The organism is Vibrio sp. 2130-1 (genome assembly GCF_033339515.1).
This window is the reverse complement of record NZ_JAWOUT010000014.1, coordinates 65263-90170: the sequence shown is the minus strand read 5'-3', so window position 1 is coordinate 90170 and position 24908 is coordinate 65263. Positions and strand designations below refer to the sequence as shown.

General features: G+C 45.0%; 19 protein-coding genes and 1 other annotated feature. Of the genes, 14 read left to right on the top strand and 5 right to left on the bottom strand.

Annotated features, from left to right (window positions below; genetic code table 11):
• Positions 1-275: 275 nt before the first annotated feature.
• Together R7Q09_RS18985 and gltB are read right to left on the bottom strand one after the other, a co-directional pair.
• The gene (locus R7Q09_RS18985) at positions 276-1745 is read right to left on the bottom strand and encodes a glutamate synthase subunit beta (protein WP_017821474.1); all 1470 of its coding nucleotides are present in this window, start codon (positions 1743-1745) and stop codon (positions 276-278) included.
• Complete coding sequence (gene gltB, locus R7Q09_RS18980) at positions 1745-6295, bottom strand: glutamate synthase large subunit (protein ID WP_213899728.1); 4551 nt, start codon at positions 6293-6295, stop codon at positions 1745-1747. Before gltB ends, R7Q09_RS18985 begins: the two co-directional genes overlap by 1 nt.
• Before the next feature lie 551 nt (positions 6296-6846).
• Here gltB and R7Q09_RS18975 point away from each other — a divergent pair.
• From R7Q09_RS18975 to R7Q09_RS18960, 4 genes are all read left to right on the top strand, one after another.
• The gene (locus R7Q09_RS18975; RefSeq protein WP_005381829.1) at positions 6847-7806 is read left to right on the top strand and encodes a TIGR01212 family radical SAM protein; all 960 of its coding nucleotides are present in this window, start codon (positions 6847-6849) and stop codon (positions 7804-7806) included.
• A 35-nt stretch (positions 7807-7841) separates the two neighbouring features.
• Positions 7842-9587 carry a diguanylate cyclase domain-containing protein gene (locus R7Q09_RS18970; RefSeq protein ID WP_318070474.1) on the top strand — a complete coding sequence of 582 codons (1746 nt, stop codon included), beginning with the start codon at positions 7842-7844 and terminating at the stop codon, positions 9585-9587.
• A gap of 237 nt (positions 9588-9824) precedes the next feature.
• Entirely contained in the window at positions 9825-12179 is a 2355-nt protein-coding gene (gene arcB, locus R7Q09_RS18965) for an aerobic respiration two-component sensor histidine kinase ArcB (RefSeq protein WP_005381826.1), read from the top strand.
• A gap of 1 nt (position 12180) precedes the next feature.
• On the top strand, positions 12181-12630 hold the full coding sequence (locus R7Q09_RS18960; protein ID WP_054574283.1) for a hypothetical protein: 450 nt from the start codon (positions 12181-12183) through the stop codon (positions 12628-12630).
• Positions 12631-12715: 85 nt separating this feature from the next.
• Here the strand turns inward: R7Q09_RS18960 and arcA are convergent, their stop codons facing one another.
• Positions 12716-13432, bottom strand: a complete 717-nt coding sequence (arcA, locus tag R7Q09_RS18955; protein WP_005381824.1) for a two-component system response regulator ArcA — start codon at positions 13430-13432, stop codon at positions 12716-12718.
• Between the two features lie 361 nt (positions 13433-13793).
• On the opposite strand from arcA, the gene R7Q09_RS18950 reads away from it, so the two are divergent.
• Together R7Q09_RS18950 and R7Q09_RS18945 are read left to right on the top strand one after the other, a co-directional pair.
• The gene (locus R7Q09_RS18950) at positions 13794-14201 is read left to right on the top strand and encodes a DUF3293 domain-containing protein (RefSeq protein WP_213892511.1); all 408 of its coding nucleotides are present in this window, start codon (positions 13794-13796) and stop codon (positions 14199-14201) included.
• A gap of 64 nt (positions 14202-14265) precedes the next feature.
• On the top strand, positions 14266-14748 hold the full coding sequence (locus tag R7Q09_RS18945) for a putative 4-hydroxy-4-methyl-2-oxoglutarate aldolase (RefSeq protein WP_005381822.1): 483 nt from the start codon (positions 14266-14268) through the stop codon (positions 14746-14748).
• Here R7Q09_RS18945 and R7Q09_RS18940 read toward each other — a convergent pair.
• Positions 14745-15215, bottom strand: a complete 471-nt coding sequence (locus R7Q09_RS18940; RefSeq protein WP_167415017.1) for a ribonuclease regulator — start codon at positions 15213-15215, stop codon at positions 14745-14747. The genes R7Q09_RS18945 and R7Q09_RS18940 overlap by 4 nt on opposite strands.
• Before the next feature lie 423 nt (positions 15216-15638).
• Here R7Q09_RS18940 and thrL point away from each other — a divergent pair, with 423 nt between their 5' ends.
• The 5 genes from thrL to R7Q09_RS18915 all read left to right on the top strand — a co-directional run bounded on the left by thrL (position 15639) and on the right by R7Q09_RS18915 (position 21337).
• Positions 15639-15716 carry a thr operon leader peptide gene (gene thrL / locus R7Q09_RS18935; protein ID WP_074192076.1) on the top strand — a complete coding sequence of 26 codons (78 nt, stop codon included), beginning with the start codon at positions 15639-15641 and terminating at the stop codon, positions 15714-15716.
• Positions 15652-15771, top strand: a sequence feature (Thr leader region). (Overlaps the previous gene by 65 nt.)
• A 53-nt stretch (positions 15772-15824) precedes the next feature.
• The gene (gene thrA / locus R7Q09_RS18930) at positions 15825-18284 is read left to right on the top strand and encodes a bifunctional aspartate kinase/homoserine dehydrogenase I (RefSeq protein WP_047102037.1); all 2460 of its coding nucleotides are present in this window, start codon (positions 15825-15827) and stop codon (positions 18282-18284) included.
• Positions 18285-18304: 20 nt separating this feature from the next.
• Entirely contained in the window at positions 18305-19261 is a 957-nt protein-coding gene (gene thrB / locus R7Q09_RS18925) for a homoserine kinase (protein WP_041852994.1), read from the top strand.
• Entirely contained in the window at positions 19258-20538 is a 1281-nt protein-coding gene (thrC, locus tag R7Q09_RS18920) for a threonine synthase (protein WP_256903128.1), read from the top strand. The genes thrB and thrC overlap by 4 nt, the downstream gene beginning before the upstream one ends.
• Positions 20539-20677: 139 nt before the next feature.
• Positions 20678-21337, top strand: coding sequence for an NADPH-dependent FMN reductase (locus R7Q09_RS18915; RefSeq protein WP_213877057.1), 660 nt, complete (start codon positions 20678-20680; stop codon positions 21335-21337).
• 111 nt (positions 21338-21448) lie between these two features.
• Here the strand turns inward: R7Q09_RS18915 and grcA are convergent, their stop codons facing one another.
• The gene (grcA, locus tag R7Q09_RS18910; RefSeq protein WP_005381814.1) at positions 21449-21826 is read right to left on the bottom strand and encodes an autonomous glycyl radical cofactor GrcA; all 378 of its coding nucleotides are present in this window, start codon (positions 21824-21826) and stop codon (positions 21449-21451) included.
• A 326-nt stretch (positions 21827-22152) separates the two neighbouring features.
• Here grcA and nfo point away from each other — a divergent pair, with 326 nt between their 5' ends.
• From nfo to R7Q09_RS18895, 3 genes are all read left to right on the top strand, one after another.
• Positions 22153-23037, top strand: a complete 885-nt coding sequence (gene nfo, locus R7Q09_RS18905) for a deoxyribonuclease IV (protein ID WP_213903627.1) — start codon at positions 22153-22155, stop codon at positions 23035-23037.
• A gap of 289 nt (positions 23038-23326) precedes the next feature.
• On the top strand, positions 23327-24007 hold the full coding sequence (gene ung / locus R7Q09_RS18900; protein ID WP_005382846.1) for a uracil-DNA glycosylase: 681 nt from the start codon (positions 23327-23329) through the stop codon (positions 24005-24007).
• Between the two features lie 113 nt (positions 24008-24120).
• Complete coding sequence (locus tag R7Q09_RS18895) at positions 24121-24672, top strand: hemerythrin domain-containing protein (protein WP_005381807.1); 552 nt, start codon at positions 24121-24123, stop codon at positions 24670-24672.
• Positions 24673-24908 lie beyond the last annotated feature (236 nt).

The window sequence follows — 24908 nt, the reverse complement described above, 5'->3', positions numbered from 1 at the left end:
TAGCTTATTGTAAAAAAGGTCAAGTTATTAGTGGATCATCACGTGAATATACGATTTACCATTTAATAAGCTAAAATAGTTTAATGATTTCAAATAGATAGAAAATCAATTGTTACAAAAAAGTAACATTTGATTCTGTGGGAGATAAAAAAGACCAGCATAAAATGCTGGCCAAAATAGAAAGATTGGAAGGAATTGTTTTCTTTCTTCACCGATAGCCATCGATATTGCTGATGGCTATTAGGCAATTGAAAGAGAGAAGCATGACTGCTTCGTTAAGCAGAAAGCATCAGTGAATCTGCTTTTGCTTCTAGGTTTGTGCCACCCATTAGGTAATCATCGATAGCACGGGCACATTCGCGGCCTTCATTGATACAACGAACCACCAAAGATTGGCCTGTTCGCATATCACCAGCAGCAAATACGCCTTCTTGGTTAGTAGCAAAATCTTGAGTTGCTACGTTACCGCGATCGTCTAGTGCGATATCCAGTTGAGCAAGTACGCCTGTTGGTTCAGGGTGTAGGAAGCCCATCGCTAGAAATGCCATATCACATGGAATCACACGCTCGCTGCCTTCTACTTCTTTGAAGCTTGGACGCTCGCCAGGTTTTGCATCTTGCCAAACGATATCAGCTAGACGAAGACCGGTAACTTCACCTTTGTCATTGCCGATGAACTCTTTGGTTAAGATGTTCCAGTGACGATCAACGCCTTCTTCATGAGACGTCGACGTACGCAAGATCATTGGGTACTGTGGCCATGGCATATTTGCAGGGCGTTTCTCTGGTGGAATCGGCATGATTTCAACCTGAGTGATGCTTGCTGCACCGTGGCGGTTTGATGTACCTACACAGTCAGAACCCGTATCACCACCACCGATAACGACAACGTGTTTACCCGCGGCGTGAAGTTCTTCACCCTTAAGATCCATGTCGTTGGCACGGCGGTTGTTTTGACCTAGGAATTCCATTGCGAAGTGAACGCCTTTTAGTTCACGACCCGGAACTGGCAAATCACGAGGAACGGTTGAACCACCCGTTAGTAGAACCACATCGAACTCTTGACGCAGCTGCTGAGCATTCACATCAACACCAACGTGTTGGTTAACTTTGAATTCAATACCCGCTTCTGCCATCAGGTTGATCTTACGATCAATCACGTCCATACCCAGTTTGAAATCTGGGATACCAAAACGCAGCAGACCGCCTACTTTCTCGTCTCGCTCGAATACTGTCACAGTATGACCGGCGCTGTTTAGCTGCTCAGCAGCCGCAAGGCCAGCAGGACCTGAACCGATGATCGCAACGGTTTTGCCAGTGCGAGAACGTGGTGTTTTTGGTTTGGCGTACCCTTCACGATACGCCGTTTCTACGATGGTTTTCTCGATATTACAGATAGTGATTGGATCTTGGTTGATACCAAGTACACAAGCACTTTCACATGGAGCAGGGCAAACACGACCAGTGAACTCCGGGAAGTTATTGGTTGAACTTAGGATGTTCCATGCTTCTTCCCAGCTATCACGATAAACCGCATCGTTAAACTCTGGGATGATGTTACCGATAGGGCAGCCGTTATGACAAAACGGCACACCACAATCCATACAACGAGAAGCTTGAGTATTGATCTTGTCACCAAACTCCTCGTTCAGAACGAACTCTTTGTTGTTCTTGATGCGTTCAGCTGGGTCGATCTTCTGTGGTAGTTCACGACCATGCTCTAAAAATCCAGTAGGCTTACCCATTATACGGCCTCCACTTGAGTTTCGTTTCCTTGAGACTGTGCTTCAGCTTTACGCTTTTGAAGAACCGCTTTGTAGTCACGCGGCATTACCTTAACCATAGAGGCTAGGCTTGCTTCAAAGTTGTCTAGGAAAGACTGAGCGACTTCACTTCCTGTGAATTGAACATGCTTAGTTAGCATGTCGAGTAATAGATCTCTGTCTTCTTGCTCGATTGGATCTAGGTCTACTAGCTCTGGGTTCAGTTTTGACTCAAAGTCACCTGATTTATCCCATACGTAAGCCACGCCGCCACTCATACCAGCGGCAAAGTTACGACCTGTTGAACCAAGGATAATTGCTGCACCGCCAGTCATGTATTCACAACCGTGGTCACCGACGCCTTCTACTACTACTTTCGCACCTGAGTTACGAACACAGAAACGTTCACCAGCCATACCGCGAATGAAAGACTCACCCGAAGTTGCACCGTAGAAACATACGTTACCAACCACGATGTTGTCTTCCGCGACAATGCTTGATTTCGCATCTGGATAAAGTACTAAGGTACCGCCAGATAAGCCTTTACCCCAGTAGTCGTTCGCATCGCCTTCCACTTCGAACTTCACGCCCTTAGCGAGGAATGCGCCGAATGACTGACCCGCAGAGCCTTTGAACTTCACGTTCATTGGCTGAGGTAGACCCGCATCTTTGTACACTTTCGAGATTTCGTTCGACAACATGGTACCTGCAGAGCGGTCCGTGTTAACGATAGGGAACTCGGCATTCACCGCTTCGCCTTTCTCGAGTGCAGGAATAGCTGCTTGAATCAGCTTACGGTCTAGTACTTCTTCTAGGTTGTGGTTCTGTTGAGCTTGGTTGAATACACCATCAGCTTCACGTGGTTGCTCAACGTGGAGAACAGGAGACAGATCTAGGTTCTTGTATTTCCAGTGAGAAATGTCTTGGCGGATCTTCAGTTTCTGACCTTGACCGACCATTTCATCGATAGTGCGGAAGCCAAGCTCAGCCATGATTTCACGTAGACCTTGTGCCATGTATTGGAAGAAGGTAACGACGTCTTCTACGCGGCCATCAAAGCGCTCGCGAAGCGTCTTGTTCTGAGTCGCGATACCAACAGGACAAGTGTTCTTATGACACTTACGCATCATGATACAACCTTCAACCACTAATGCTGCGGTTGCTACGCCCCATTCTTCTGCACCAAGTAGTGTTGCCACTGCAAGGTCGCGAGGTGTCTTCATCTGACCATCTGCTTGAACCACGATACGGTTACGTAGACCGTTCTTCAGTAGCGTTTGGTGCGTTTCTGCCAAGCCAAGTTCCCAAGGAAGACCGGTATGGCGGATTGAAGACATTGGTGATGCACCTGTACCGCCGTCGAAACCTGCGATTAGTACAACGTCCGCTTTCGCTTTCGCTACACCAGAAGCGATCGTACCTACGCCTGCTTCTGATACCAGCTTCACGTTTACACGGCCTGCGCGGTTCGCGTTCTTCAAGTCGTAGATAAGCTGAGCCAAATCTTCGATTGAGTAGATATCGTGGTGTGGTGGTGGAGAGATAAGGCCAACGCCCGGAGTCGAGTGACGCGTTGCACCGATCCAGTCATCTACTTTATCGCCTGGTAGCTGACCACCTTCACCTGGCTTCGCACCTTGAGCCATTTTGATTTGCAGCTCTTCAGCGTTAGTTAGGTAGTAAGAGGTTACGCCGAAACGACCTGAAGCCACCTGCTTGATTGCAGAGCGTTCCCAATCGCCGTTCTCTTTGCGCTCGAAACGCATTGGGTCTTCACCACCTTCACCAGAGTTCGATTTCGCGCCAAGACGGTTCATCGCAACAGCCAGTGTGGAGTGTGCTTCGTAAGAAATAGAACCGAATGACATAGCACCCGTCGCGAAGCGTTTCACGATGCTGTCAATTGGCTCGACTTCGTCGATAGAGATAGAACCGGCTGGATTCTTAATGAATTCTAGCTGGCTACGCAGAGTTACCGCGTTGTCACCTTGTTTATCTACGGCTGTCGCGTATTGCTTGAACTGATCGTAGTTCTTGTTGCGCGTAGACTCTTGCAGTAGAGAAATAGTCTCTGGGTTGAATAGGTGCTTTTCACCACGCTGTTTCCATTGGTAAACACCACCAACATCCAGCATTTGAATTGGGATTTCGCGTTGTGGGTAACCGATGCGGTGACGGATCAGCACTTCTTTGGCGATATCATCAAGGGTGAGACCTTGGATACGAGAAACCGTACCAGTGAAGTATTTGTCTACCACGGATTTGTGGATGCCCAAGGCTTCGAAGATTTGTGCGCCATGGTACGACTGTAGCGTCGAGATACCCATCTTCGAGAAGATCTTCAGAAGACCGCCATTAATCGCTTTACGGTAGTTGTTGAACAGATCGCGCGGGTTCGCTTCTGGATCCAACTTCTTTGTACGTTGAAGTTCAATGATGGTTTCAATCACTAGGTAAGGGTTAACCGCATTCGCACCGTAACCAAGTAGCGTTGCAAAGTGGTGCGTTTCACGCGCGTCACCAGTTTCAACCACGATGTCACACTTCGCACGTAGACCTTTACGGATCAAGTGGTGGTGCACTGCGCCAACAGCCAGCATTGCTGGGATCGCCGCGTGGTTTGAATTCACTGCGCGGTCAGTGAGTAGGATGATTGAATAACCATCGATAACCGCGTCTTCTGCGTATTGGCAGATACGTTTTAATGCACGCTCAAGTTTGCCTTGATCTTCACTAGCTTGGAATACGATATCCAACGTTTTCGCTTGTAGGTGCTCGTTATCGATCGCACGCAGTTTTTCAAGCTCAGAGTTGGCTAGAACAGGCGATTCCAATTCTACTTTCTGACAGTGAAGTGGTGTTTCAGTCAGAAGGTTTTGGTCTTTACCCAAGTAAGTGTTCAGCGACATAACCATACGCTCACGGATCGGGTCGATCGGTGGGTTAGTTACCTGTGCGAACAGCTGCTTGAAGTAGTTTGAAAGATGTTGAGACTGATGAGATAGAACCGCAAGAGGCCAGTCGGCACCCATTGCTGATAATGGCTCTTTCGCATCATTCGCCATTGGAACGATGATTTCGTTCACTTCTTCAGTGCTTACGCCAAACGCTTGTTGGCGGTGTAGAAGGTGTTCTGGCTTAGGTTGGCTGAACTGGTTGCTCGCATCTGGCAGCTTCTTCAAGCTCAGTAGGTTTTCTTCTACCCACTTCTCGTAAGGCTGTGCCGTTGCGATGGTGTCTTTCACTTCTTCATCAGAGATGATTCGACCTTGTTCTAGGTCTGCAACGAAGATACGACCCGGTTGTAGACGACCACGGAACTCTACGTTCTCTGGTTCAATATCCACAACACCAGATTCAGATGCCATCACTAGGAAGTTATCTTTGGTCACTGTGTAGCGAGAAGGGCGCAAACCGTTACGGTCTAGTGTCGCACCAACTTGAACACCATCAGTAAAACATACTGAAGCAGGACCATCCCATGGTTCCATGATGTTCGCGTGGTACTGATAGAACGCGCGACGTTTAGGATCCATGTTTTTGTTTTCTTGCCATGCTTCCGGGATCATCATCATCAATGCGTGTGGCAGGCTGCGACCAGAAAGAACTAGGAGCTCAAGTGCCATATCGAAGTTAGATGAATCCGAGCTGCCTTCCTGACAGATTGGAAGAAGCATGTCGATTTCAGCCTGAGTAAACAGGTCTGATTCTAGGATTGCTTCACGGGCTTTCATCCAGTTCAAGTTACCGCGAACTGTATTGATTTCACCGTTGTGGGCAATGTAACGGAAAGGCTGTGCAAGACGCCATTTCGGGAAGGTATTGGTAGAGAAACGAGAGTGTACCAGCGCCAGTGCAGTCACCATGGTCGGGTTTTGTAGATCAAGGAAGTACTGAGGTACTTGCTCGGTCGTTAACTGACCTTTGTATACCAATGTCTTGTAAGACATGGAGTTAATGTAGAAGTCGTCACCAATGTTCGAAACGCTTTCTAGGCAAACACGTACAGTATAGTTACGAAGTACGTACAGTTTGCGCTCTAGCTCTTCAGGCGTGATGCCAGGGCCGCCGGAGATAAACACGTGCTCAAATTGAGGCTCTGTGCTTAGAGGGTCGGCACCAATCATGGAGTTGTCGGTTGGTAATACGCGGTAGCCGATAACTTCAAGGTCTAGACGCTGTGCGTTGCGTTCTAGAATGTCACGGCATTGTTCGCGTTTGTATTCGTCTTTCGGGAAAAGAACGACACCAACACCATACTTTTCAAACGAAGGCAGTTTAATGCCTAGCTTAACGGCTTCTTCTAATAGGAATTCATGAGGTTTTTGTAGCAAGATACCCGCACCGTCACCGCTGCATGGGTCACAACCTTGACCACCACGGTGTTCCATGCGAGCCAGCATATCCAATGCTTGAGTCACTACTTCATGAGATTTACGGTTTTTAAGGTGAGCAACAAAACCGATACCACAAGCGTCATGCTCCAGTTCCGGAGTGTACAGACCCTGTGGATTTTGCTCTCTATCTACCATAGATACATCCTTCCAGTTCAATGTCGACGCAAAAGTACCGGGCAGCAAATACTACCTAGACTATTGATTACGTCTTGTCCTTTATATTTATTATCGCCACCGATCTAGGTTGACCGGTCTTGATTCCTTTCCGTATCTCGCAGGAAAAGTTTTGCGAGAAAAACAATCCTTGGTGGTATCCCTTTATTTATTATCACTATCTAGTGATTTATATAGGTAGGAGTGGGATAACACCGACAAATCCCGCAGTGTGCTTTGTAATAAAAGTCACAAAAATAACGGGGTTGTGTAAGTATCCTACAATTTTGTCACTTCAGAATGCAATGAAAAAGTCGGCGTTGTGACCCAATTTTTTCGTTTAATTATGCATTTTTAGTTTAACATTCACGCAACATGAACGATTTTTGTCTTTAATTATGCAAGTTTATTGATTTTGACCTGCATGATGGGTGTTTGAATTGATTAATATTGTGTGTTTTTTCTTGCAGGGATGTAATTTATTTACACAGATCGTAGTGAGATTGATTACGATTTATTGTTGGTGAGAATTTATGCAGTTACATGAGTTGGTCAATACAATCGGCCAAGATCTTCAGCGTCGATACGGTGAAAAGGTTCATAAGTTAACATTGCACGGTGGATTTAGTTGCCCTAACCGCGATGGCACGATTGGGCGGGGAGGATGTACATTTTGCAATGTGGCTTCGTTTGCAGATGAAGAAGTCCAGATAAAAAGCATTCACGAACAGTTAAAAGATCGCGCAGGTGAAATTCACAGAGCGAAGAAGTATCTCGCTTATTTTCAGGCCTACACCAGTACCTATGCAGAAGTACAAGTTCTCAAAAACATGTATGAGGAAGCACTAAAGGCTGCAGACATGGTTGGTCTTTGTGTGGGGACGCGTCCTGATTGCGTCCCTGATGCGGTATTGGATTTACTGTCGGGCTATGTACAGCAAGGTTATGAAATTTGGCTAGAACTAGGTCTTCAAACCGCCAACAATGACACCCTAAAACGTATCAATCGTGGTCATGACTTTGAGTGTTATGCCGAAATCACTAAGCGTGCGCGAACACTTGGAATCAAGGTTTGTACTCACTTAATTGTGGGTTTACCCAAAGAAACCCGCGCCGAAAATATTGAAACGCTGCAAAAAGTGTTGGCCGTGGGAACGGATGGCATCAAGTTACATGGCTTGCATATTGTCGAAGGTAGCACCATGGCGAAAGCTTGGCGTGCTGGAAAGCTAGAAGCCCCTGAATTAGAAGAATATGTTGCGATCGCCAGTGAAATGATTCGTATGACACCACCAGATGTGATTTATCATCGCGTTTCATCAGCAGCCAGGAGGCCCACGTTATTATCGCCTCTGTGGTGTGAAAACCGTTGGCTAGCGATGACGGAAATTGGTCGAGATCTCAGTGCTCATGGTGCTCAAGGGAGCCTTACGGGGAATGCCTTTATCTATACTAAACCGGAATTAATAGCAGATCGCTCAATAAATAACTGATATATTTTAACCAGTGTTCTTTGAAGGTTTAAACGATGGATCAGTTACTCAATTGGCTTTGGGGTGGTCAAGGCGGTTATGGCTATGTCGTCTTGTTGTTAATCGCAGGCGTGTGCGCGTTAGCACTGATCTATTTGCACTTTCAGACATCACTTAAGCAACTAGTAACGGATTCTCCCTATCCAGTCATAGTGGTGGACACTAGCCATGCTCAGCTCTTGCTATCTAACCAGGCTGCGATGCAGTTGTTAGGCATTCGCTCTTTGGGAACGGGGTATTTGTATCCTGCTTTATTCGATATTCATGAGCTTGAGCAGTTTCTCGATCGCTTCTCTAGTCGTTATTTTCGTCAGCAGGCTTTTGACTGGCGACTATCTGATAGTGAATCTATTAAAGTGGAGCTGTCAGGCAGAAAGAGTTTATTGCGCAATCATCGAGTTTGGATTCTTTATGCTCAGCCATATCAAGCCACTCACCAAGAGCAGCAACAAGAACTTGCCCAATTAATCATCGCACGTTCGGCATTAGACTCACTTTCAGAGCTGATTTGTACCCAAGACCGCCAAGGCAATCTATTAACGACCAATCGAGCATTTGATCAATTCTGGCAAGGGCGAAGGGAAGAAGCTTGCGCATCCAAGGCCTTGGGTGAGATGACCAGAAAAAGCGAACGTAAATGGACAACGGATCCACAAGGTCGAAGTTGCTTATTGGAAGTCAATCAAAACTCTCTTGTTTCGCCGAGTGGTGAGCTTATCGGTACGCTGTCTATTAGTCATGACGTGACTGAATGGCACAAGATGCAACAGAATCTGCGAGATGAAATGGAGCGTCGCAAAGATACAGAGGTGGCGCTAGCGCAAAGAGATACTATCTTACAAACGATTCTGGATGCCAGTCCGGACTCTATTGGTATTTTCAATGAGAACATGGTCTATCAAGCGTGTAATCAGCCTTTTGTTAAGGCGTTAGGCATTTCAAAAATTTCTGATTTGATAGGTAAGCGCCTCCAAGACGTGATTCCTAAAGAGATGTACGCGCGCTTAGCAGACAGTGACTTAGAAGCATTACGCCAGTTAGAGCCAGTTCGATACATAGATAAAGTCGTGAGTAGTGATGGTAAAAGTACGTGGTTTGATGTGGTGAAATCGCCTTTTAAAGATAAAGCATCAGGAACGAATGGTGTGCTGATCATGGCGCGTGATATTTCTGAGCGTTATCTTGCAGAACAAAAGTTGGAAAAAGCCAACCTAGAGTTAGAAAAATTGAGCTTTATGGATAGCTTAACTCAAGTATCGAACCGACGCCGTTTCGACGAACAACTGCAGGTATTGTGGTACCACCACGCTCGAGAAAAGCTGCCGCTCACCATCATGTTATGTGACATCGACTTTTTCAAAGATTACAACGACTGTTACGGTCACCAACAAGGTGATGAAGCGTTAGTCAGTGTCGCTACCGTGTTTACACAAGTCATCAATCGTTCTTCGGATTGTGTTGCGCGTTATGGTGGCGAGGAGTTTGGTTTTATCTTGCCGAATACCACCACGGAAGGTGCGCGCAACGTAGCACAGCGTATTCATGAGAAAATTCTACAGCTTGATATGGAACACGACAGTTCAGAAGCATCTGAACGCCTTACCGTCAGTATCGGTCTGGTCTCTTACATTCCTCAGCATGGTGATGAACCCGAAATGGGCATCGCTATGGCTGACAGTGCGTTATACCAAGCTAAAGCTGATGGACGTAATCGCACCTGTATTCACCCCAGTTCTTGCTAACGCTTTGTGACCGCTTGCTCTAAGTTGATAGCTGATTGTTTAAATCACCGTATTAAACACGTTAAACTTACAGAAGCCTGTGCGCTCGTTGGTTTATCTTTCTATCTCGTGTCACAAGCGCAGATCGCACCGTGTGTTTTTCACTAATCAAACAGACCTAAATTGCGTTAGGTCGAGTGCATTTACCTGTTTTTCATCATCGAATGGCGCTATCTAGCCACCACCATGGAGTAGTTAATGAAACCCATGAAAAATCTCGCCCAGTATTATGTCGACTTGCTAGTCAAACTGGGGATTGTTCGCTTCTCTATTTTGCTAGCCCTTGCGCTGGTGGCATTAGCTGTTGTGGTGCAGGTAGGGATTACTTTAGCTCTTAAAGGGCGAGTAGATGATATCGACATTGTCCGTTCGGTGTTTTTTGGTCTATTGATCACCCCTTGGGCGGTTTACTTCCTCTCTGTGGTTGTCGATCAACTAGAAGAGTCTCGCCAGCGTTTAACTAAGCTGGTGTCCAAACTGAAGGACATGCGTTCGCGAGATCAAGAGTTGAATTACCAACTTCAACAAAACATTGAAAAGCTTAACCAAGAAATTGAAGAGCGTATTAAAGCGGAAGAAGCGCGTGAAGAGGCGATGCAAGACCTCGAAAATGAGGTATTCCAACGCGAACGTACTCAATTAGAGTTGGCAGAACGTACTGCATTACTGCGTTCATTTATTGATGCCTCACCAGACTTAATTTACTACCGCAATGCGGATGGTGTTTTTTCTGGCTGTAACCGCGCGATGGAAGAGCTAACGGGCAAGAAAGAGCACCAGTTAGTCGGATTAAGCCCTTGGGATGTGTATAGCAAAGAAATCGCCGAGCATATCGTTGATACTGACCAAAAGGTTTTTGCCGATAATCAAGCAATTACTTACGAGCAATGGCTCGAATACCCAGATGGTCGCAAGCATTACTTTGAGCTGCGTAAAGTGCCATTTTACAGCAAAGATGGCCGCCACCTTGGTCTCGTTGGGTTCGGTCGTGATATCACTGAACGTAAGCGCCATGAAGAGTCGTTAGAGAAAGCAAGCCGCGACAAAACTACCTTCATCTCAACCATCAGTCATGAGCTGCGAACGCCGCTGAATGGCATTGTAGGCTTAAGTCGTATGCTTCTAGATAGTCCGTTGACAGAAGAGCAGCGTAAACACATGCAGACCATCAATGTGAGTGCGATTACGCTAGGTAACATCTTCAACGATATTATCGATATGGATAAATTTGATCGCCGTAAGTTAGAACTATTACCTGCGCCACTTAACTTCGAAGACTTCGTCGCAGAGATTGAGAGTATCTCAGCTCTGATGGCGGAACAAAAAGGGTTACGCTTTGACTTAGAACGTTTAAGCGACTTGCCAAAAGCAATTGAAGTGGATGCAACCCGTCTACGTCAGGTGATTTGGAACTTGGTCAGCAACGCAATGAAGTTCACCAAGGAAGGTGGCGTTGTGATGACAGTGAGCGCGGATGTCGAAGACGATTTTGCGACCATTATTATGGAAGTGGAAGACACTGGTATTGGTATCCCAGACGAAGAGCTAGATAAGATCTTTGCGATGTACTACCAAGTGAAATCAGGCAAGGACAACCTGCATGCGGTCGGTACAGGTATTGGTTTGGCGGTATCTAAGCAACTGATCAATATGATGGATGGTGACATTACGGTTACCAGTGAGGAAGGCTTTGGTAGCACTTTTACTGTATCGATCCACGTTCCGATTGTTGAACTAGCTGAGCCAGTCATTGATGCGAAACGCGACAATGTGCGCCTCAACATATTTATGGTCGAAGACATCGAGCTTAACGTAACTGTGGCTAAATCGTTACTTGAGAGCCTAGGGCACTCTGTCACCGTGGCAATGACGGGCCAAGAAGCGTTAGTGAACTTTGTGCCAGAAAAATACGACTTAGCGTTGTTGGATATCCAACTGCCTGATATGACGGGCTTTGATGTCGCCAATTATTACCGCAAGCATTATAACAATCTTCCTCCATTGGTCGCCTTAACTGCTAATGTAATGAAAGATCGTCGTGAATACTTAGATAACGGCATGGATGATGCGATCAGTAAGCCGCTGGCAGTGAATGCTATTCAGTCAGTGATTGATAAATTCTTCGCTCACCAGTTAGAACAACCTAAGGAAGTGGTGAGCGGTCCCGAAACAGTGGAAGAGCCAGTGCCTTCTCCTGTGATTGAGACACATTTGCTCGATATGGATATGTTAGAGTCTTACGTCGACATTGTTGGTGCAAAACCTGTCTACGACAGCATAAAAATGTTTGAAGATATGATGCCAGACTATATCGATGTCTTAGATTCGAACATGACAGCGAAAGATCAAGATGGGATTGTTTCTGAAGCGCATAAAATCAAAGGTGCTGCAGGTTCAATTGGCCTGAAACGTATCCAAAGTGTGGCGCAAAAAGCGCAATCGCCCGATATGCCTGCATGGTGGGAAAACATTTCAGACTGGGTTGAAGAGATCAAAAATGAATACCAAAACGATATTCAAGTCCTCAAAAGTTGGTTGGAACAAAGGAAATAACATGAAAAGAATCGCACCATTGGCGTTAGTCATGGCATTGATGGCAGGCTGTAGTTCCGTTCCAAATGTGAATTGGCAACAAAACAGTCAGATTACGATTAATGAGGTTAATGTTGAGCTCAAAAGTAATTTATGGGTGAACCTCATGCCGAATATTGGGGACGTGGAAGAGCAAAGTATTCAAGGTGCACTTTACCTCGAAGGAGATCAGTTACTTCCTGCAAATCTAACGGCAGAAGCTCTTATTATTAAACAGGGGCAAAAAGAGTGGTTGGTGGACAGTGCGTCTTTAGATACTCGAACGCACAGTGAAAGCCGATGGGAGGTGGCGTTCTCGTCTCACATTGATGTGAACACAGAAAAATCGGTTGATATCGCAGTGCTTCTAGACGATGCGGGTAAACAGCGTTGGTTAGTCGAAAAGTACGTGAAGATTAACAAGGTTTATTAACCGCAATGATGTTGCATTAGTCGTTAGACCTAAAACAAAAAGGGCTTGCTCAATGAGCAAGCCCTTCGGATATTAGCGGTTAAATCTAGTCTTCTAGATCGCCACAGAAGCGGTAACCTTCGCCGTGGATAGTGGCGATGATTTCTGGCGTGCCTGAAACAGACTCAAAGTGCTTACGGATACGACGAATCGTTACGTCTACAGTACGGTCGTGTGGCTTAAGTTCACGACCAGTCATCTTCTTAAGAAGATCTGCACGAGTTTGAATCTTACCCGGGTTCTCACAGAAGTGCAGTAGTGCGCGGAACTCAGAGCGAGGTAGCTTGTAGCTATCACCAGCAGGGCTTACTAGAGAGCGGCTGTTGATGTCTAGTACCCAACCGTTGAATTCATACTTTTCTACCGAGCGCTTCTCTTCTTGCACCGCGTTAGAGCTCATTGAGCGACTAAGTAGGTTACGTGCACGAATAGTTAGCTCACGTGGATTGAATGGTTTAGTGATGTAGTCATCTGCACCAATCTCAAGACCTAGGATCTTGTCTACTTCATTGTCACGGCCTGTCAGGAACATTAAAGCAATGTTCGCTTGCTCGCGTAATTCACGCGCTAGTAGAAGGCCATTCTTGCCTGGAAGATTAATGTCCATAATAACCAAGTTGACTGAGTTATCAGACAACACTTGGTGCATCTCTTCACCGTCACTGGCTTCAAAAACAGCGTATCCCTCTGCTTCAAAAATACTCTTAAGAGTGTTACGAGTTACTTGCTCATCTTCAACGATAAGAATCTGCGGGGTTTGCATTGGCGGTACCTAAATTTGTGACAAAATTGTGCTAATAGAATAAATTCTAGGCAAAAATATAACATACAGGTAATGTGATTTTGATAATAAATCAAGTTGATCAAAAAAACACTTCTTTCAGTTATCCGCCCTCCATGGAATTTTGCCAACTCACCAGTATCCAATGGCGACGTTTATTCTAAAGGGCTTGTTTACCTTTCATTTCCTGCTTTCAGTGGGGCCTGAAACGTAAACACCCTAAGATATTGAGCGGATTTTATATTGTTAACAGCATGCTAACAATGCTCAAATGTTAATTCCATTCAGTTTGTTGATTTATATCAATTGATGAAATGTAACTGTTATTAATCGTTTAAGACTTATGATAGAAAAAAGTAATACGAACATAGACGCATCGTTATGGAATGCTTATTCAGAATCTTTTTTCAGATTCGAAGCCGAGTGGCGTGTTTCAAACTATGCTGTGATAACCGCTTGGAACCCATACAGTAACTTGAGGTCCAAAGAAGAGAACAGCATAAACAATCACGCGTTAGAAAAACAGCTACAGCACGTTAATTACGCGCCTGTCACGGTAGGTGATAGCGCTTTTACATGGTATGAGGAAAGCTTTGCCGTCGAGTTGTCGCCAGAGGTAGCCGTTGAATTGGCGAATGACTTTCAACAAAACGCGATTTATTACGTCATTAATGACCAGCTTTATCTAATTGCGTGCTCGCAGCCGAAAGTTTTGCATATGTTAGGCTCCATTAAGCCTCGGCTCGTATAAAAGGTATAGAAAAGGATACTGCTCACTGAAGCACCGCTTGGGTGAGAAAATTCACGGAGGAAATATGAGAGACATTACACCCGATATTTGTGACCAATTTGAAGACCAAGTGAGCTTGCTTACTTTACCATTGCAGAACTTTGGTCAACGTAGCGCTTTTTACGGTGAAATCGTTACGGTGCGCTGCTATCACGATAACTCGAAAGTGCGTGAAGTACTGGGCGAAGATGGAACGGGTAAAGTATTGATTGTTGACGGACATGGATCGTGTCAGAGAGCATTACTCGGCGATCAATTAGCGATACTCGGAATAGAAAATGGGTGGGAAGGCATCATTGTCTATGGTGCAATACGCGACGTAGCACAAATATCTCAAATGGACATCGGCGTTCAAGCTCTTGGTACCAACCCGTTTAAAACAGAGAAACGCGGGATAGGAGAGGTAAACGTAACCTTAACGATGCAAAACCAAATCGTTCAACCTAAGCACTACGTTTACGCGGACTGGAACGGTGTATTGATTTCTAAGCAAAAGCTGGACTTCTAAAAACGAAAGCCTAGACCAACTTCAAAGCCTTGTTGCCAATCTTGGTAATCAAGAGTCGCGTGAAGATCCAGTTTATCGGTAATTTTTACGCGACTTGAGACTTCAGCCGCGAGGCTGCTGTCGTCTTGGCGAATACCTTCCGCTGTTTCGTTCTTGTAAGAGCGAACTGTACTTTTCAGCGTGACACGATCATTAAAGTGATAGCTGATCCCACTCAAAAAACCACTTTGATTTTGGGTAGGAGAGTTATTGACTCGCGCACCGACATAAACGTCTACCGAATCAAAAAGTTCGTAGGCGTAACCCGTATCGATATTCCAAACATCAAAACTGTCAGACTGATAACTGTCGCTGGAAATGAACAGTTTATGAGGAGAAGGGGATGTTTTACCTGGAAGCGGCGGAAGCTCGTTGGCTAGACAAACACCAGGCACAAAAAACAGCAACAGAAAAAGCCCTCTTTTCATGTTCACCACTCCTTGTGTCAACTTTTTTATTAGTATGCGCCCAAAGCTTCTCACTATTAAAGCATAGAATATGAAAGCTAGCTCACCTATTTTCTAAATAATTCGATCCTATGAACATAAGTCACAGTTAAGTTGTTGTTATGTGTCACAACCCTCTCGAATTATTTGATCGTACGTTTTATGGCAAAGATCAGACTAGTTATCAGATAAAAAACCGAACTGGTGATGATGGTTAAGTCCTTTACAAAAACTAACTGTAGATTTTCAAATGATCAATAATGTGTAATTAACTATAAATATCAATGACATTGATTAGCAGAAATCTCTGAAAGATGGAAAAACAAACAATTTTTTGTTGACTATGTATCAGAAACTCGGTAAACGTAGAGTTAAGCAAACACAATTAACGTTGAATATTTATTTATGCCATCTAACAGCCTAGTAGTAATGACCACGACCATTATTATTACCGACACGACACATGTTGGGGCAGGCTGCTGAGCGAAAGAAATTCACAAAAAAGGCCTGTATCCAACAAGATACAGGCCTTTTTTTATGCTTTTTTATCCAGAATTTAGACAAATTTAAGAAGATATACCGGAGGAAGGGATGCGAGTATTGAAGTTTGGCGGATCATCACTAGCTGATGCAGATCGCTTTTTGAGAGCGGCAGACATTATTGCCAATAACGCTCAACAAGAAGAAGTAGCGGTTGTTCTTTCCGCTCCTGGTAAAACAACAAACAAATTGGTTGCGGTCATTGAAGGCGCATTGCGCAATGGTGAAGCAGAACTACAAATCAAAGAGTTGGAGGAGTCGTTTAAAACGCTCTTCACTCAAATCCAAGCAGTACTACCCAATATCGATGGTTCAGCTTTCGATAACCAAGTGAAAACTTCTCTCTCTCAATTACGCCAATTCGTTCATGGCATCAATCTTCTTGGCATGTGCCCAAACAATGTTAATGCACGTATTATTAGCAAAGGCGAACGCGTTTCGATTCAATTGATGAAAGCGGTGCTAGAAGCCAAAGGCCAGCCAGCACATCTTATCGACCCAGTTGAATACCTATACGCAAAAGGTGATCACCTTGAAGCCATGGTTGATGTAGATGTTTCAACGCAAAACTTCCGCCAAAACCCTCTTCCTCTGGGCCATGTGAATATCATGCCTGGCTTTACCGCAGGTAACGAGAAAGGTGAATTGGTAACACTTGGTCGCAATGGCTCTGATTATTCGGCGGCGGTTCTTGCGGCGTGTCTGCGCGCAGATTGTTGTGAGATCTGGACTGACGTAGATGGTGTATACAACTGCGACCCTCGTTTAGTGGAAGATGCTCGCTTACTTAAATCTCTTAGCTACCAAGAAGCAATGGAGCTTTCTTACTTCGGTGCTTCCGTTTTGCATCCGAAGACCATTGCTCCTATCGCGCAGTTCCACATCCCATGTCTGATCAAAAACAGCTTTAACCCACAAGGTGCAGGAACTCTGATTGGGCAAGACACTGGTGAAGACAATCTGGCGATCAAAGGTATCACGACGCTAAACGACCTAACCATGGTTAACGTCTCCGGCCCAGGTATGAAGGGTATGGTTGGCATGGCAAGCCGCGTATTTGGCGCAATGTCTTCCGCTGGTGTGTCTATTGTTCTTATTACTCAGTCTTCTTCTGAGTACAGCATTAGCTTCTGTATTGAGGCAGAAGATAAAGCAAAAGCGCAACAAGTACTGGCCGATGCGTTTGAGTTGGAACTGAAAGATAGCTTATTAGAGCCGGTCGAGTTTATTGATAATGTTTCAATCATAACGTTGGTTGGTGACGGCATGCGTACATCGCGCGGTGTTGCATCTCGCTTCTTCTCATCTCTTGCTGAAGTGAACGTAAACATTGTAGCCATCGCACAGGGCTCATCTGAGCGTGCAATCTCAGCCGTGATTCCTGAAGATAAAATCTCTGAAGCGATCAAAGCGTGTCACGAGAACCTATTCAACTCTAAGCACTTCTTAGACGTATTCGTGGTTGGTATTGGTGGCGTTGGTGGTGAGCTGGTGGATCAGATCGAGCGTCAACAGGCGAAGCTTGCGGAAAAAGGCATCGTTATTCGCGTGTGTGGCTTGGCAAACAGCAAAGGTCTTTTACTTGATAGTGAAGGTCTGCCACTCGAGCATTGGCGTGATCGTATGTCGGCAGCGACAGAAGAGTTCAGCCTAGCGCGTTTGATTTCTTTGGTTCAACGTAACCACATCATCAACCCAGTATTGGTTGACTGTACATCAAGTGAAGATATCGCGAACCAATACGCTGATTTCCTAGCAGCTGGTTTCCATGTCGTTACACCAAATAAAAAAGCAAACACAGCAAGCATGGCTTACTACCATCAGCTTCGCGATGTTGCGCGCAGCTCTCGTCGCAAGCTGATGTACGAAACAACTGTGGGGGCGGGTCTACCGGTAATCGAAAACCTGCAAAACCTAATCTCAGCGGGTGATGAGCTAGAGCGCTTTAGCGGTATTCTTTCTGGCTCTCTGTCATACATCTTCGGTAAGTTAGATGAAGGTATGAGCCTAAGTGAAGCTACTAATATCGCAAAAGAAAATGGTTTTACTGAACCGGATCCTCGTGATGATCTTTCTGGTATGGATGTCGCGCGTAAGCTTCTGATCCTAGCTCGTGAAGCAGGCATGTCTCTAGAACTAGAAGACGTTGTGGTTGATCAAGCACTGCCACCAGGTTTTGATGATTCTGGTAGCGTTGATGAATTTATGGCGCGTTTACCTGAAGCAGACGCTTACTTTAAAGAATTATCTGCAAAGGCAGCGGAAGAAGGCAAAGTACTGCGCTACGTTGGTGAGATTAATGAGGGCAAGTGCACAGTAAGCATCGCAGCGGTGGATGAAAACGATCCAATGTATAAAATCAAGGATGGTGAAAACGCACTGGCATTTTACAGCCGTTACTATCAGCCAATCCCACTAGTGTTACGTGGCTATGGTGCAGGCACCGAAGTAACGGCTGCGGGTGTATTTTCTGACGTGATGCGTACTTTAGGTTGGAAACTAGGGGTATAACAATAATGAGTTCAAGTGATATGGATGTAGTGGTTTATGCCCCAGCATCAATTGGTAATGTAAGCGTTGGCTTTGATGTGCTGGGGGCGGCGGTGTCCCCAGTGGATGGGACCTTGCTAGGTGACAGAGTGCAAGTTAAGGCAGGGACTGAGCCGTTCAGTCTGAAAACTGCGGGTAATTTTGTCTCTAAGTTGCCTACAGAGCCAAAAGAAAACATCGTTTACGATTGTTGGCTGGTGTTTTCTCGCGAGCTAGATAAAAAAGGTGTTGAGCTAAAACCACTTGAAATGACGCTAGAAAAGAACATGCCAATAGGCTCAGGTTTAGGCTCAAGTGCATGTTCTATCGTGGCGGCGCTGGATGCTTTAAACCGATTCCATGGTCAACCGCTGAATGAGACTGAGCTGCTAGCACTGATGGGGGAAATGGAAGGCAAAATCTCTGGTGGTATTCACTACGATAACGTCGCGCCGTGTTACCTTGGTGGTGTCCAGTTGATGCTTGAAGAGTTGGGTATCATCAGTCAAGAAGTGCCTTGTTTTGATGATTGGTACTGGGTGATGGCGTATCCGGGAATCAAAGTATCAACAGCAGAAGCGCGTGAGATCCTACCATCTCAATATCGCCGACAAGATATCATCGCTCATGGTCGTCACCTTGCGGGCTTTATTCATGCGTGTCATTCTGGTCAGCCAGAACTTGCTGCAAAAATGATCAAAGACGTGATCGCAGAACCGTATCGTGAGAAACTGCTTCCAGGTTTTGCGAATGCACGTCAATACGCAGCGTCTGCGGGTGCATTGGCAACCGGTATTTCTGGCAGTGGTCCGACACTGTTCAGTATTTGCAAAGAGAAAGATGTCGCTGAGCGAGTTGCTCGCTGGTTAGAACAAAACTACGTACAAAACGAAGAAGGATTCGTCCACGTTTGTCGTCTAGATAAGCAGGGTTCGAAAGTAACAGGAAGTGAGCTATGAAGCTTTACAATATAAAAGAAAATGATGAACAAGTTTCCTTTGGCCAAGCCGTTCGCCAAGGGTTAGGCCGTAACCAAGGTCTATTTTTCCCATCGGAATTACCAAAATTTGAAGATATCGATGCGCTGCTTGCAGAAGACTTTGTCTCTCGTAGCACTAAGATTCTATCGGCGTTAATTGGAGATGAACTTACAGAGGATAAAGTGAATGCTCTTGTTGATGCTGCATTCCAATTCCCTGCGCCTATCAACCAAGTAAGAGATGGTGTTTACGCACTGGAGCTGTTCCATGGCCCAACGCTTGCGTTTAAAGACTTTGGTGGTCGCTTTATGGCGCAATCTCTTGCTGCGGTTTCGGACGGCGGCAAGATCACCATTCTGACTGCAACTTCTGGCGATACTGGCGCAGCCGTTGCGCATGCTTTCTACGGTATGGAAGACATCAACGTTGTGATTCTTTACCCGAAAGGCAAGATCAGTCCACTGCAAGAGAAGCTATTCTGTACGCTTGGCAAGAACATCCATACTGTCGCGATCGATGGCGACTTCGATGCGTGTCAGGCACTGGTTAAGCAAGCTTTTGATGATTCTGCACTGCGTGAAGAGATCGGTCTGAACTCTGCAAACTCAATCAACATCAGCCGTTTGATGGCGCAAATCTGTTACTACTTTGAAGCAGCTGCGCAAATGAGCAAGCAAGAGCGTGAAAACCTTGTTGTGTCTGTACCAAGTGGTAACTTTGGTAACCTAACTGCTGGTCTATTGGCAAAAGCGTTGGGCTTGCCTATCAAACGCTTTATCGCGGCAACTAATGCCAATGACACTGTTCCTCGCTACCTAGAAACAGGTAAGTGGGAGCCAAAACCAACAGTCGCAACAACATCGAACGCGATGGACGTGAGCCAACCAAACAACTGGCCTCGTATTGAAGAGCTGTGCCGCGTGAAAGAGTGGGGCTTGGAGACGTTAGGTAAAGGCGCAGTATCTGATGAGCAAAGCGCACAGTCAGTGAAAGATTTACATGCTCTAGGCTACCTATGCGAACCGCATGGTGCGATTGCTTACCGAGTGCTTGAAGAACAATTGCAAGACGGTGAGACAGGTCTTTTCCTATGTACTGCGCACCCAGCGAAGTTCAAAGAAGTGGTGGATGATATTCTAGAATCCGATATCGAGCTTCCTGCGCCACTAGCGAAGCACGCTGCGATGGAGCTGCTATCGGAAGAGCTCGACGCAGACTTTGACGCATTGAAACAAGTACTGCGCCGCGTGCAGTAAGCTTCAAAGTATAGTAAGTATCAAAAACAGAAATAACGAGAGGTGAATGAGTAATCATTCACCTTTTTTATTGTCGGTAAGTTTTGACTCTCTTTATTATTGAGAAACGAACTTAACTAAATGAGATGGAAAGAGAAGCATGCATTTTTTGATTTTTCTTGGCTCAGTGAGAGACAGCACGCCACCACGACCAGCCCGTTTAGGAATGCGAGTCAGTAAAGCGTGTGAAAAACTCATCGCGAGTCAACATTCGCAACATACGGTCGAAATCATCGACCCTTTGAATTACGACTTTGGTGATGTGTTTAAGCCCGAGTTTGCTTATCACCGCTCTAAAGTTCCGCAGCACCTAAGTGAGCTGGCAGACAAAATCAAACATGCGGATGGGTATGTGATGGTTAGCCCGGAATATAACCATTCGATGAGTCCTGCTCTGGCGAATACGCTTAACCATTTCGGCAGTTCGCTGTTTTCTTACAAGCCGAGTGCTATCGTGACCTATTCTGCCGGACAATGGGGTGGTGTTAGAGCTGCCGTTTCTATGCGTACCTTCTTATCTGAACTTGGATGTTTACCTGTCTCTGCGATGATCCACATTCCGAAAGCGCAAGAAGTGTTTGATGAGCAGGGCGTTGCTGCGGATGAGTCGGAGCAGACGCAGTGGGACAACTATATGAATCGCACTATGCATCAATTGATTTGGTGGGCAGAAGGGGCGTCATTGCAAAGAGATAGGCTTGATCCAACCTCTTTAGCGCAAGCGTTTCAGAAAGATCCTTCGCAAAGAAATGCACCTTAGAGGCGAGTTGCTTTCCATTATAGAAAGGGTTTAGAAGGATTCTGAAACAAAAAAAGCTTGGTCATTGCTGACCAAGCTTTTTAAATTCTAGCGAGCTAGTTTACTGAGAGATTATAGAGTCTCAGTAAAAGTACGAGCGATTACATCACGTTGTTGCTCTGGAGTTAGCGAGTTAAAACGTACTGCGTAACCAGAAACACGAATAGTTAGTTGTGGGTATTTCTCTGGGTGTGCAACTGCATCTTCTAGTGTTTCGCGTTTAAGCACGTTCACGTTTAGGTGTTGGCCGCCTTCGATACGAGGAGCAGTTTCGATTGCAACTTCACGGCTTTCGTATTCACCTAGGTCGCTGATTGCGATAACTTGGTCTGCTTCGTAGCCAGCAGTTGCAGCAACACAGCGAGCTTCATTTTTTTCGCTATCTAATAGCCAGATAGAGTTTAGTAGGTCGTCGTTTGCCGCTTTTGTAATTTGGATACCTTGGATCATCACTATCTCCTAGACCACTTACGTGGTGATTATTGGTGTTAATTTTCGAATTTTCGTTGAGCTGAGTATTATATAGCTAATATCCACTATTTTAATATTGATTTAAGTCAAAAAACAACCAAAAACATTATTTTTATTAAGGTGATTTTATTGAGTTAAATCAATAAAACCTTTGAAAACAAACTAATTACAATTTATTTGATAATATAAAAAATATTTAATAACTGATTTTGTTGTAAATTTACTACAAATTGAGATTAAAGTTTAAACTGGTTAACGCAACTATCTGTATTTAGGTAGCAATACTGAAAGTCTAAAGTGATTAAATGACAAACATGAAAAACAAGCTTGGGAATAAACTCATTGGTGCACATGTCTCTGCTGCTGGTGGGGTCGATCAAGCTCCGTTGAGAGCTCGTGAAATTGGCGCGAATGCCTTCGCACTATTTACAAAAAACCAACGCCAGTGGGTGGCGAAGCCTTTAGAAGCAAAAACCATCAGTGCGTTTAAAGCGAACTGTAAAATGCTGGGTTTCGGAGCAGAGCATATTCTTCCCCATGATTCTTATCTGATTAACTTGGGTGCGCCGGAAGAAGAAAAGCTGAATAAATCCCGCGCGGCATTTATTGATGAAATGGAGCGTTGTAATCAGTTGGGGCTGACTTTGCTTAACTTCCATCCGGGTAGTCACCTAAAGAAAGTCTCTGAACAGGAGTGCCTCGCGACGATCGCCGAGTCGATCAATCTTGCGCATAAAGCGGTGCCGAATGTGATCGCTATTATCGAGAATACGGCAGGTCAAGGCACTAACTTAGGCTGGAAGTTTGAGCACCTTGCTGAAATCATCGAGCAAGTGGAAGATAAAGATCGTGTCGGCGTTTGTATTGATACCTGCCATACCTTTACGGCTGGTTATGACTTACGTACAAAAGAAGATTGCGAGCGCACCTTTGCAGAGTTCGACCGTATCGTAGGTATGCACTATTTAAGAGCAATGCATCTAAATGATTCAAAAGTAGAGTTTGCCAGCAAAGTAGATCGCCACCATTCTCTTGGTAAAGGAGAGATCGGGTGGGATTGCTTTGAGTACATCGCGAAAGACCCTCGTTTTGATGGTATCCCTCTGATTTTAGAAACAATTGATCCAGATATTTGGCAGCAAGAGATCAACACGTTGCGTCAATTCCATTTAGCGGCCATTGACAGTTAATGGCGTAACCACAAAGTTGGCACCTTTCTTTCTTAGTCATTGAACATCAATCTCTGAATTAGCAAAGAAGGATGCCAACATGTCTCGACCATTCTCTTTTACTCCTTATACTTACACTCGTCGTGTGCTTCGCTTACCGATGCCTAATCGTCACATTACCGGACAGGGGCATTTTCGAACGCCACAGAAGCATTAGTCTTTTATTACTTGTCTCAAGTTCGTGGTAAGTTTTTGTTTGTTTGAGTTTCGCTCGTTAGAATAGAAGCAAAATTTAGGACAGGAACTTTCCATGAATCAGTCACCCACTTGGCACGATGTGATCGGCGAAGAGAAAAAGCAGAGCTACTTTGTAGACACCTTGAATTTTGTTGAAGCCGAACGCGCCGCAGGCAAAGCTATTTTTCCTCCCGCAAAAGATGTCTTTAACGCGTTTCGTTTTACCGAGTTCAAAGACGTTAAGGTCGTGATTCTAGGACAAGACCCATACCACGGCCCAAATCAGGCGCATGGCCTGTGTTTCTCTGTACTTCCTGGCATTAAAACGCCACCATCTTTGGTGAATATGTACAAAGAACTGGCGCAGGATATTGAGGGTTTCCAAATTCCTCAACATGGCTTTCTACAAAGCTGGGCTGAACAAGGGGTGTTGCTACTCAATACCGTATTAACGGTGGAGCAAGGTAAAGCGCATTCACATTCAAAGACAGGTTGGGAAACGTTTACTGATCGAGTGATTGAAGCCATTAATCAGCATCAAGAAGGTGTAGTGTTCTTGCTGTGGGGGTCACACGCGCAGAAAAAAGGGCGCTTTATCGATCGCAACAAGCACCATGTGTTAGCTGCCCCACACCCATCGCCACTCTCTGCACATCGAGGCTTTTTCGGTTGTAAGCATTTCTCTCAAGCAAACCAGTTACTTACATCACAAGAAAAAGCACCAATTAACTGGCATTTGCCATTAACGGTATAAATGAAGAGACAGCGATCATGGATGCTATGATCGCTGTTTTTTTGAGCACGCTCGAGGCTGATAGTAAATTTCTCATGTACACTTACTAAAAGTAGGTGTTAAGGAGAGACGCTATGATGATCGAAAGAATTCGACGCGAACATGGTTATATGGTTCGTCTGTTGGCGATACTGCGCCATAAGCTTAATGAGATAAAAAAAGAACGTGTAATCAACTATGCGTTAGTAAGCGAGATTGTTGATTACCTCTCTAATCATTCGGAGAAAGTACACCACCCGAAAGAAGATATCCTCTATCACCACTTTCTTGAACACTATGGTAAGCAACAAACCATGGAAAATTTAGAGAAAGAACATCTAGAGTTAGCGAGTAAAACCAGAGAGTTTTCATCCGTGATAGAGATGATCCTTCAGGATGCTGTTGTGCCACAAGACATGTTTGTCGCTCACCTAGAAGATTTCATAGAATCGCAAAGGCACCACTTGGAGCTAGAAGAGCGAAAAATTTTGCCTCTCATTGAAGAGTTATTTACCACAGAAGATTGGCAGCATGTCGAGAGCTTATGGAGCGTCAGTGAGGATGATCCTGTGTTTGGTGACACGATTGCTGATCGTTATAAGCAGTTGGCCGAACGTGTTCGTCAAAGTGATACTGAGTATGTTTAAGCCTGAGTGATGAAACCTGAGCGAGCGAAAGCCGTCTCTCGGGTTTGTGAGATACATTTCTTATTTATTGGGAATCAACCGAAAATTTAGTGTGCATATTTCTCGGCAAAAAGTACGGAAGATTCTCATTGAGTAATAATGGTATTCATACTTAAACCTTGGTACATAAACTCACGGTGTTTACGGTCACTGTAAACAAAAAACAAAAGGCACCCGTAAGGTGCCTTTTGTTTGAA